The organism is Bacillus sp. B2-WWTP-C-10-Post-4, from assembly GCF_009183805.1.
Classification (GTDB): Bacteria; Bacillota; Bacilli; order Bacillales; family Bacillaceae_G; genus Bacillus_A; species Bacillus_A cereus.
This window is the reverse complement of record NZ_WEII01000136.1, coordinates 1-9,547: the sequence shown is the minus strand read 5'-3', so window position 1 is coordinate 9,547 and position 9,547 is coordinate 1. Positions and strand designations below refer to the sequence as shown.

Genomic DNA, 9,547 nt, shown 5'->3' with positions numbered 1-9,547 from the left:
TACATATATTGTATATTATTAAAATAAAAAAACCTACTACATGAATATTCAAGAGTAAGTTTTCTATCTCATTATTTCATTATAGACAAATGCATTATTATTTGTTGGCCTATTGGTCCCATTCTTCTAAAACCTTTATCTTGGAAGCCGACTTTTGCATATAAATTTTGTGCAGGAATATTTCTTTCATTCCCAGCAAGTACAACTTCATTTTTTATTGGAAAATAACGTTTTACAAACTCGTCTAATAATAACAATGACTTTTTAGTGTATCCCTTTCTTTGTCTATTGTGATTTATAGAAAATGAGGTTAAAAGTAAAGCGTTTTTATTGTCTGTAAATTCCTGTACTCTATCGCCTGTTTGCAATGCGAAAAGACCCACCGGTACCCCATTGTAATCTAAAATAACAATCACATTTTTTGTACGATCACTTTTTGCTTTCTCCAGTAATGCGCTTGGATCTGATGTAAACTGAACTTGTTCACTTGGTAAAGTAAATGTTTGTATAACTTCTTTATATTTCTCCTTATACGGAACTAATTGAATTTCCCCTGTGTGTATGTTCATGCTAAACTCTCCCATTTTTTAGCTTATTAACTTATACCTTGCTGTGCTTTTGAATGCACTCTTCCATCTAAAAAGGTAATTTCAACAAATGAATTTGGATTGTTTCCTTTCCAAGCAAAAATTTGTTTAATTTGTGGAGAATGTTCTACCCCTTCTTCTATAAGTAAATCTCCTTCAAAACCAATTAAATCTTTCACTTCTGTATAAGTCATTCCTTCATTTATACTCGAGAAATGATTTATATTGATAGACTCTTTCTGTTGCCTTTCCATCACAGTAGAAGAAGTTGCTGTTTGATTTTTCACTTCTTTTCTCTGTTCACACGCTGTCATACTGAAACCTAAGCATAAACTAAACAATATACATGCGCTTTTTTTCATCATAACAGTTGTCCCTCCCCTCATAATTAAACCATATTTTCCCTTAAAAATAAACTGAATATTTAATATTATATTTAAAAACCTCGTACAATTAAGTACGAGGCTAATTTCATTTATTCAAATGATTATTTGATTGATCATTCTGTTCTTTTCTTAACTCTTGTTCTTCATCTTTTGGTAATTGTTTATCATTATCCTTAATTGGATTCGTTTCTCTATTTTCTATCATATCATTTGGAACTTGTGGCATTACTCGGCCCACAATAGCGGCTAATTCATCTAGTATACCTTCACCTGTTTTTCCTTTTTTTATTTGCTTTCCAATTTGTTTGAGGCGTTCATACGTATCAACATCTGCTACAACGACTGCATTAGCACCGTCAGGGTCATTTTTTAAACTTTCTGCAACAGAGTATTTAATTGATTCAACTCGAGTTCGATCAAGTTTTGCTTTTACATCAATACCTACAATAGCATATTTTCCAACAACGACCGCAGTTGCATCGTTCACACCTGGCACACTTGCAGCTAAAGATGCTAAATGGTCCGCTGCTTTTTCATTTGGTTTATTTGATTTGTTTGTATAGTTAACATTTTTCATCGAAACATTTTTTTGCTCTGGTTTTTCGTTTGGATTGTCCTTTTTTCCAATACTGCATCCAGTTATAAACAAGCAAAGCATCAACATATATATTAGGCTCTTCATTATTCTCACCACTTTACTATTAAAATTTAATCATAAATCTTTTCAACAGCTTGCATCTTCTTCACTTTTTCTTCTGCTCCGCTATTTGCATTAATGAAAATTTGGTACGTATCTTTCCCTAAAGTACCTACAAATTCATAGCAAAGTACTTCATTATGCAAATCATTTACTACGACAGCTTTACGTTCTTCCATAACTTTAACATCTGGATTGATTTTCTTTCTTGCTTCTGCTGCAGTTAGCTTTGCCGATGGAACTGTTCGCTTTTGATGTGACGCTAAATATTCTTTTGCGGAGAACCCAACGATAGAACCATCATCTAAAGCAATTTTCATTTGGATTGCTTCTGGATAAATTCGTACTCCATTTTCATTTACTACATACGTAAATACACCAACATTATCATATTGAGAGCTATCATAAAGCTCCATATTATTAAACTTATGGTCCTTTAAAAATTTCAAACCTTTACTTCCTGCATCGTTTAAACTAACTTTCTGTTCTTTAATTTCGCGGTTATTCATAACCCAAATTGGATATCCGCCTTTTCCGGTAATATCCATATAGAACTCATTGTTCGTTGCTTCATCTTTAATTTTCACACTATAGAAGGATTCTTTCGCACCTTTTCCACTTTTCTCTACATCTACTTTTTCATTTCCTTTTAAATTCAAAAACGATTTGGCAATTTTCGCCGCTTCATCTTTAGAAATCGCTTTTCCTTCTGCTTCAAATCCACCTTTTTTATTTTTTTGCGCACTAGTAAAGGTCGGTCCGAAGTTTGTAGACGAATACGATGTTACGTTTTTCTCTACAGTTTTTAATCCATCAATAATTGTATTGTCTGCAGGATCACGATTTGATGCAAGTGCCATCTCAACATCCATCCAGCGTAAATTATTTTTCAAAACAAGATGTTGTACTTTTCTTAGTTCATCTTGTATATTTCCTGCATTTGAATATAAAGTTTCCAATGTTTTATATTCTTGATCATTTAACGGCTCTTTTTCTAAATCACGAATAGCCGCACGATAACTAAAATCACCGATATTCGCTAAAAATTCTTCCGTTTTATTAAAAGGCATTAACGTTAAAGGAAGTTGCCCTACATCCGAACGAGCTTCAGATGTTATTCTCCATACATCTGCTAATGCAGGTGATAAAGATGCACGTGAATTCATTGCAAGCGTTGTCCCGATTTTGTCGTGCAACAAATCAACCTCGTATGCTAAATCATGAAACGCACGTTGATAGCTATTTTCCGCTCGAATTAAAACCGCATTTTTCTCTTGGTGCTCTTTATAGCCCCAATACCCTGTTCCTACTACACCTACTGTTAATAATACAATGATAATACCTCGTAACATTGTCCCACCTCCGCTCTATTTACAGAAAATATGTTTACCGATTTTTTTAATTTGTGGACGAGTCCAAATCCATTTACTAGTCGCAGTATCTGGATTGAAATAATATAAAGCATTTCCTGTTGGATCCCATCCGTTAATCGCATCTAAAACTGCTTTTTTTGCTGTTTCATTTGGCGTTAAATATATTTGTCCATCGGCTACCGCTGTAAATGCTCTAGGCTCAAAGATTACACCTGAAACAGTATTTGGGAATGACGCACTTGTAACACGGTTCAAAATGACAGCAGCTACTGCAACTTGTCCTAAATATGGTTCACCGCGTGATTCTCCGTATACTGCGTTTGCCATAAGCTGAATATCATTTTGAGAATAACCGTTCGGCACATTTGTCCCTTTATTTTGAGGTGGTTTATTCTCTTGTGCAGTGCCACCACTATTTCCTTTATTCGTTGTCGTCCCTTTATTAGCAGTTGACTTGTCATACTTCGTTGCTTTCACGAGCATTTGCTTCGTTTTAGCTCCAGCTAAACCGTCAACAGGTAATCCGAATTTCTCTTGAAAATTCCGAAGTGCCCAATATGTACCCCATCCGAAAACACCATCCACTTTTCCCGTATAAAATCCGTTATATTTCAAACGAGATTGCAGTTCAATGACATCTTCGCCAGATGCCCCTCTTTGAATGACTTGATTAGAAAAAGCTTCTACATTCTTTAGTTGTATACTACTGACCATTAAAGACAGTCCTATGAACGCAAGTAAAACTGCTATTTTAAAAATAGCCTTTTTGTGCATAATTTTCCCTCCTTAATTACGGAAATGATTTCTTGGTTATGTTTTGTAAAAGCCTCGCTTTTATGTAAAGAAGACAAAAAAATCCAAACTCATATCGTTGAAAAAATATGTAAACAATATACAAAAAAGATAAAAGGAGTTCATCATGAAGAAATTGTTAAAGCGTGTCGCACTTGTCATTCTGTTCCTAACAACATGTTCAAATATATATACAGGCTCATCAATTGTTCATGCGCAGCCGCCGTATGCCAAATGGGGTAAGCTTGCCGTAGAAAAGACGAAAGAACAATACCCAAAAGCAGAAATTATTGACTATCTTCATATAGGTAGAAAACCAAAAACAGTTCAAATAACTGTTGAAAAATTTAAATTGTGGTTACGTGAGAACGGAAAAGAATACGGTGTTTTTGTTGATGTAGAATTTGAAACGAAGACGGAGAAATTTATAAAGTTGTCGTTTCAGAAGACGAGTAGATAAAGTGAAACCCCCACTGTTAAAACAGACACAGTGGGGGTTCTTGCATTTCTAAAATTTTTCCCTAAAGTTTCGATTCCCTAAAAATCTTACCAATATACAAATAGAGCCAATTACAACTGCTATCCCTATACTGTATAAAAGTACTTTACCATACCCACCTATTCTTGGATCTAAAAACGGATATGGATACCAATTCACGATTGGGCCACGTATTAAGCTATATACAACGTAAAAACACGGGCATAAGAGCCAACTTGCAGATTGTTTCCAAGTGATTTTCTTAATAGGTGGATTTAAAATCCAATCTAAAAGCATTGCAATCGGCATGATATAATGTAGCACAGTATTTACCCATGGTATTGCCGTTTGAAGTGACTCTTCTAACCCTCTTAGTAACAAAAAATAAACGAGTCCTGTCGTAAGTATGTATACCGTTGCCGCACCACGAAGTATACTAAACTGTTCTGAGCGACCAAATGTAGCTGTTCCGATACTGCTTAAAAGGAGAATACATGCAACTAAAATGTTACTTTCGATAGTAAAGAAACTAAAAAAGTTAACTGGATTGAACGGTTTCACTTGTGCCCTGATTATGAATTGCGTAATAATGGCGCTACATACTAGAAGACTTAAACAGAATCTAAATAAAGATAAAATTTTTTCATCCTTCATACATTCACTCCTTTTCTTATATATAATTAGAAATTCCCTGTACATGCTCAATAAATAGTTTTAATGGAACGAGCCCACGTTTTGGCATATGACTACTTATAATAGCTACTACTTCTAACTGAGGAATGATAACGATGTATTGTCCGCCGTATCCCATAGCGAAATATATACAATACGGTATGTGAAATCTTTCGGTATGTAATACCCACCAGTGATATCCATATGCGCCGACATGTTCATATGTTTCAAAATGCGCCCTACTTGACTCTTCTAACCACTTCGCTGATACAATTTCTTTTTCATTCCAATATCCATTTTGCAAACATAATTTTCCTAATTTTAATAAATCGGTAGATTTCATTTTCATACCGAAGCCGCCGACATATATACCCTGCGGATCTTGTTGCCACTCGTATTCGTTAATTTCTAATGGATTAAATAAATATTTCTTTGCAAACCGCTCTGTCGACATTCCAGTAGCTTCTTGAATAATATAGCTCAGTAAATGAGAAGAACCTGAATTATAATTCATTTTTGTAGCAGGTTCTTCAATTATTGGCTTTTCTAATATGTACTGTACCCAGTTCTCTGATTCTACAAAGTCATTTGGGAATACTACTCCATTCCCAAACTCTTTCCAGTCCTCACCAGTAGTCATTGTTAATAAGTGATATAGTGTTAAATTATGTTTTCCCCTAGGTACATTTTCAATCCACTCTGTGATCGGTGTATGTATATCATTTATATAGCCCTTATCAATTGCAATACCAATTAATAAAGATACGATACTTTTTGTAATCGAATTTATTTTATATAAGTTATTTGCACATTCGGGTGTTTTATAATACTCAGTTGTTAATTGTCCTTTTTGATAAACAAGAAATGTATTCACTTTTTTCTTTTCGAATTTATTTTCTAGTTGCTTGAAATCCAAAAACTTTACCTCCATTTAAATAGTTAATCCATTTATTATATCTTGTTCCTTCATTTTAAACATAATTGTGCTCAAATAAAAATAAACCTGTCAGCTATAATGAACTGACAGGTTTATTTTTATAATTTCGTACGAACATTCCAAAGCTCTGGGAAGAATTGTTGATCAAGTACTCGCTTTAAATAAGAAACACCGGAGGATCCACCTGTACCCATTTTATGTCCAATAATTCTTTCTACTGTTTTCATATGACGGAAACGCCATTGTTGTAGCCAGTCTTCAATATCAATCAATTTTTCAGCAAGCTGATATAAATTCCAATATTTTTTCACATCCGCATACACTTCTAACCATGCTGCTTCTACTGTTGCATCTTCTTCATAAGGCTGCGTAATATCACGGTTTAACACATCTTTATGAATAGGGAATCCTTCTTTTACTAATGCTTGAATCGCGACATCATATAGACTTGGTGCATGTAGCGCTTTATGAAGTCGTGCATGTAATTCTGGATCCTTTTCATAAATTTTTAATGCATGTGGCGTTTTATAGCCAAGTGCATACTCAATCATACGATATTGATACGATTGAAAACCTGAAGCTTGACCGAGTGAATCACGAAACTCAATATATTCTGATGGTGTTAATGTCGCAAGAATATCCCAAGATTGAATAATTTGAGACTGAATTTTTGATACACGTGCTAACATTTTAAAAGCTGGTTGTAATTTATCTTGTTTAATAGATTCAATCGCCGCATTTAGCTCATGTAAAATGAGCTTCATCCAAAGCTCACTTGCTTGGTGAATAACGATAAATAACATTTCATCATGATGGTCTGATAATCTTTTTTGAGAAGATAATAAACTATCTAATTGTAAATACTCCCCATACGTCATATTCTCTTTAAAATCCGTATGAATCCCTTTTTCCATAATCACTTTTTCATTTTCTTTCATATTAGCCAAACGCCCCTTTTATATCATTCTACTTATATTGGTCTAATAACGGCTCGAACTGGACTTCCATCCGCATCAGTTAATGCAAGTGGTAATGCAATCAATTCATAATCACCGTCTGCTACATGATCTAGTACGACATTTTCTAAAATATGAATTCCATGTTTAAATAATTGATGATGCGCTGCTAATTCTTTATCATCTAATGGATCAACTGATGGTACATCTACTCCAATTAAACGTATTCCTTTTTCTGAAAGAAACGGCGCTATATCAGCACGTAAATGAGGGATCACAACTGGAAATTCTTCAGCTTTCCCATGTGAAGATGTACGTAATAATAATCGTTCTACACCTTCTAAGTGAAAACTTTCTAGTTCTTTTTTTCCGATGCTTTCAAGATTAGAAACGTCAATAATCCGTGCTGGGCCAACATAAACTTGAACATCTAAATCTAATACTTTCTTTCCATCATTATCAAAATGAAATGGTGCATCAATATGAGTACCTGTATGAATACTCATCGTTAACTTTCCTACATTTACCGAGCCACTTTCTTCTTTTGACCATGAAACTTCATATGAGAACGGTGTGTCTCCTGGCCACGTTGCAATATCATTATTTAGCGGTTGTGAAATATCAATCCACTCTGATGTTTTCATGCTTATGCCACAACCTCTCGCTTATTTTCAAACTGTTTATACTCTTCTTCTTTCATAATTTTCTTTAATATTTGTACAGATTTCCACACTTCTTCATATGTGTTATAAAAAGCGACCGGCGCCAGTCTTACTCCATTAGGTGCTCGGAAATCAGGGATAACTCCATTTGCTTTTAGCGCTTTACAAATACGTGCTGCTTCTGCATGTTCTAAATATATGTGCCCGCCACGTTTTTCATCCTCTAATGGATTTCCAATTGTAAATCCGAAATCTTTTAATTCGTGATCAATTAAATTCAGCATATATCTTGTAATATGTAAAGATTTTTCGCGTAAACGTTCAATACCAGCATCTTTAAACATTTCAAGAGAACCAATTAAAGGTGCTGTACTTAATACGTGCGGTGTACCAATTTGATAAGCACCTGCATGATCGGCAGCTGTTAATGTATGCTCCATATCAAACTGCTTATCTTTTCTAGAACTAAACCATCCAGACAACCCTGGCAGTCTATTAAAATGTTTACTATTTACATAAATTCCTGCAACGCCACCCGGTCCTGCATTTAAATATTTATAATTGCACCAAACAGCAAAATCGACATCCCAATCTTTGAAATGATGTGGAATAGATCCTATTGAATGGCATAAATCAAATCCAATATGAATACCGCGTTTATGAGCTTCCGTTGTTAAACGTTTCATATCAAGAATTTGACCACTTCTATATAAAACAGAAGGTAATAAAATTAAAGCGATATCATCTTCCATCGCATGGATAATATCTTCTTCAGAAAGTGTTCTACCATCTCTGCTTTTCACTCTTACTAAATGTTCATCTGGATCTAATCCTTTTAAACGAATTTGACTTTGAAGTGCATATATATCTGACGGGAATGTTAATTCATCCGCAAGAATTTTTGTACGTATTCCTTTCGGCTCATAAAATGTGGCAATCACTTGGTGTATATTTGTCGTCGTGGAACCGGTTACAATAGTTTCTTCTGGTAAAGCTCCAATAAGAGGTGCAGTCAACTCACCTAATTTCTCCGAGAGAAAAAACCAAGGATGCTCACCCTCTGTCCAGCCGTCAATGCCATACTCTTTCCATGAATCTAGCAAAGTAAGTAACGATTTCTCTGCTCTTTTTGAAAGTAGTCCTAATGAGTTTCCATCTAAATATATCGTTCCTTCTTTTTTATAGAATTCAGTTTGAAAATCTTTCAGTTCATCATGTTTATCACATTCAAGCGCATATTCATAATTCGGTTGAAATGGTTCTTTATACATGGTGTCACCTTCTCTTAATTTTCTTTTTATTCTAACTAATTGAAATATATCACCTCAATTGATACGACGTCAATGATATTATGTCAGTTGACTTTATATATGAATTTCTTTTACAATACAGTTATATTTTCAGATATTTCAGTATAAAGAGGTGATTCTTTGAAAAACAGTACCCTTTCATCAAGAAAACACCGCTCCTTAGAAACCAAGAAGAAACTATTACACTCTGGTTACACTATTTTTATAAATAATGGATTTCAAAAAACGACAATTACACAAATTATTAAACATGCAGAAACTGGTTACGGAACAGCATATGTATACTTCAAAAACAAAGATAATCTCCTAATTAGTTTAATGGAAGATGTTATGAATCAATTTTATGATATTGCTGAGCGCTCCTTTTCGCCTCAAACAAAAGAGGAAGCACATAAAATGATTCAAAATCAAGTTAGAGCATTTCTACAACTAGCAAAGAAAGAACGAGCTATTTTACAAGTAGTACAAGAAGCGATTGGATTATCAAAAGAAATACGTCAAAAATGGGACGAGATACGGGAACGCTTTATAAACAATATTACGCAGGATATTACATACTCTCAAGAAAGTGGATTAGCACAGCCTGAATTAAATAAAGAAATTGTAGCACGTGCTTGGTTTGCGATGAATGAGATGTTTCTTTGGACGATTGTGAAAAATGATAACAATCTAGAGTTGGAAGAGATAATATATACAT

General features: G+C 34.2%; 12 protein-coding genes. 2 read left to right on the top strand and 10 right to left on the bottom strand.

The window, feature by feature from the left end:
* Positions 1-71: 71 nt before the first annotated feature.
* From GBN78_RS26650 to sleB, 5 genes are all read right to left on the bottom strand, one after another.
* On the bottom strand, positions 72-584 hold the full coding sequence (locus GBN78_RS26650) for a GNAT family N-acetyltransferase (protein WP_152127890.1): 513 nt from the start codon (positions 582-584) through the stop codon (positions 72-74).
* Positions 585-595: 11 nt separating this feature from the next.
* A complete protein-coding gene (locus tag GBN78_RS26645) occupies positions 596-952 on the bottom strand; it encodes a hypothetical protein (RefSeq protein WP_000976445.1) in 357 nt (118 codons plus the stop codon).
* A gap of 106 nt (positions 953-1,058) precedes the next feature.
* Positions 1,059-1,655 (bottom strand): YhcN/YlaJ family sporulation lipoprotein, encoded by a 597-nt coding sequence (locus tag GBN78_RS26640; RefSeq protein ID WP_033689706.1) that lies wholly within the window; start codon positions 1,653-1,655, stop codon positions 1,059-1,061.
* 26 nt (positions 1,656-1,681) lie between these two features.
* Complete coding sequence (gene ypeB / locus GBN78_RS26635) at positions 1,682-3,022, bottom strand: germination protein YpeB (protein ID WP_000943710.1); 1,341 nt, start codon at positions 3,020-3,022, stop codon at positions 1,682-1,684.
* Between the two features lie 15 nt (positions 3,023-3,037).
* The gene (gene sleB, locus GBN78_RS26630; RefSeq protein WP_000549033.1) at positions 3,038-3,817 is read right to left on the bottom strand and encodes a spore cortex-lytic enzyme; all 780 of its coding nucleotides are present in this window, start codon (positions 3,815-3,817) and stop codon (positions 3,038-3,040) included.
* A gap of 145 nt (positions 3,818-3,962) precedes the next feature.
* Here sleB and GBN78_RS26620 point away from each other — a divergent pair, with 145 nt between their 5' ends.
* Positions 3,963-4,295: a DUF3889 domain-containing protein gene (locus GBN78_RS26620; protein WP_000734903.1), complete on the top strand. Its 333-nt coding sequence runs from the start codon at positions 3,963-3,965 to the stop codon at positions 4,293-4,295.
* A gap of 48 nt (positions 4,296-4,343) precedes the next feature.
* On the opposite strand, the gene GBN78_RS26615 is transcribed toward GBN78_RS26620, so the two are convergent.
* From GBN78_RS26615 to kynU, 5 genes are all read right to left on the bottom strand, one after another.
* Positions 4,344-4,967, bottom strand: a complete 624-nt coding sequence (locus GBN78_RS26615) for a Pr6Pr family membrane protein (protein ID WP_152127889.1) — start codon at positions 4,965-4,967, stop codon at positions 4,344-4,346.
* Positions 4,968-4,983: 16 nt separating this feature from the next.
* A complete protein-coding gene (locus GBN78_RS26610; protein ID WP_152127888.1) occupies positions 4,984-5,901 on the bottom strand; it encodes a serine hydrolase domain-containing protein in 918 nt (305 codons plus the stop codon).
* A gap of 119 nt (positions 5,902-6,020) precedes the next feature.
* Entirely contained in the window at positions 6,021-6,860 is an 840-nt protein-coding gene (gene kynA / locus GBN78_RS26605) for a tryptophan 2,3-dioxygenase (RefSeq protein WP_000661957.1), read from the bottom strand.
* Between the two features lie 32 nt (positions 6,861-6,892).
* On the bottom strand, positions 6,893-7,522 hold the full coding sequence (gene kynB, locus GBN78_RS26600) for an arylformamidase (RefSeq protein ID WP_000858062.1): 630 nt from the start codon (positions 7,520-7,522) through the stop codon (positions 6,893-6,895).
* Positions 7,523-7,524: 2 nt separating this feature from the next.
* Positions 7,525-8,811: a kynureninase gene (kynU, locus tag GBN78_RS26595; protein ID WP_152127887.1), complete on the bottom strand. Its 1,287-nt coding sequence runs from the start codon at positions 8,809-8,811 to the stop codon at positions 7,525-7,527.
* 159 nt (positions 8,812-8,970) lie between these two features.
* On the opposite strand from kynU, the gene GBN78_RS26590 reads away from it, so the two are divergent.
* Positions 8,971-9,547: TetR/AcrR family transcriptional regulator (locus GBN78_RS26590; RefSeq protein ID WP_152127886.1), on the top strand; the 577-nt coding region annotated here is incomplete at its 3' end.

Coding starts and splice junctions, on each gene's coding strand:
- GBN78_RS26615 (WP_152127889.1), bottom strand. CDS start 4,967: ATGAAGGATGAAAAAATTTTATCTTTATTTAGATTCTGTTTAAGTCTT.
- GBN78_RS26620 (WP_000734903.1), top strand. CDS start 3,963: ATGAAGAAATTGTTAAAGCGTGTCGCACTTGTCATTCTGTTCCTAACA.
- ypeB (WP_000943710.1), bottom strand. CDS start 3,022: ATGTTACGAGGTATTATCATTGTATTATTAACAGTAGGTGTAGTAGGA.
- GBN78_RS26640 (WP_033689706.1), bottom strand. CDS start 1,655: ATGAAGAGCCTAATATATATGTTGATGCTTTGCTTGTTTATAACTGGA.
- kynA (WP_000661957.1), bottom strand. CDS start 6,860: ATGAAAGAAAATGAAAAAGTGATTATGGAAAAAGGGATTCATACGGAT.
- GBN78_RS26650 (WP_152127890.1), bottom strand. CDS start 584: ATGGGAGAGTTTAGCATGAACATACACACAGGGGAAATTCAATTAGTT.
- kynU (WP_152127887.1), bottom strand. CDS start 8,811: ATGTATAAAGAACCATTTCAACCGAATTATGAATATGCGCTTGAATGT.
- kynB (WP_000858062.1), bottom strand. CDS start 7,522: ATGAAAACATCAGAGTGGATTGATATTTCACAACCGCTAAATAATGAT.
- sleB (WP_000549033.1), bottom strand. CDS start 3,817: ATGCACAAAAAGGCTATTTTTAAAATAGCAGTTTTACTTGCGTTCATA.
- GBN78_RS26645 (WP_000976445.1), bottom strand. CDS start 952: ATGATGAAAAAAAGCGCATGTATATTGTTTAGTTTATGCTTAGGTTTC.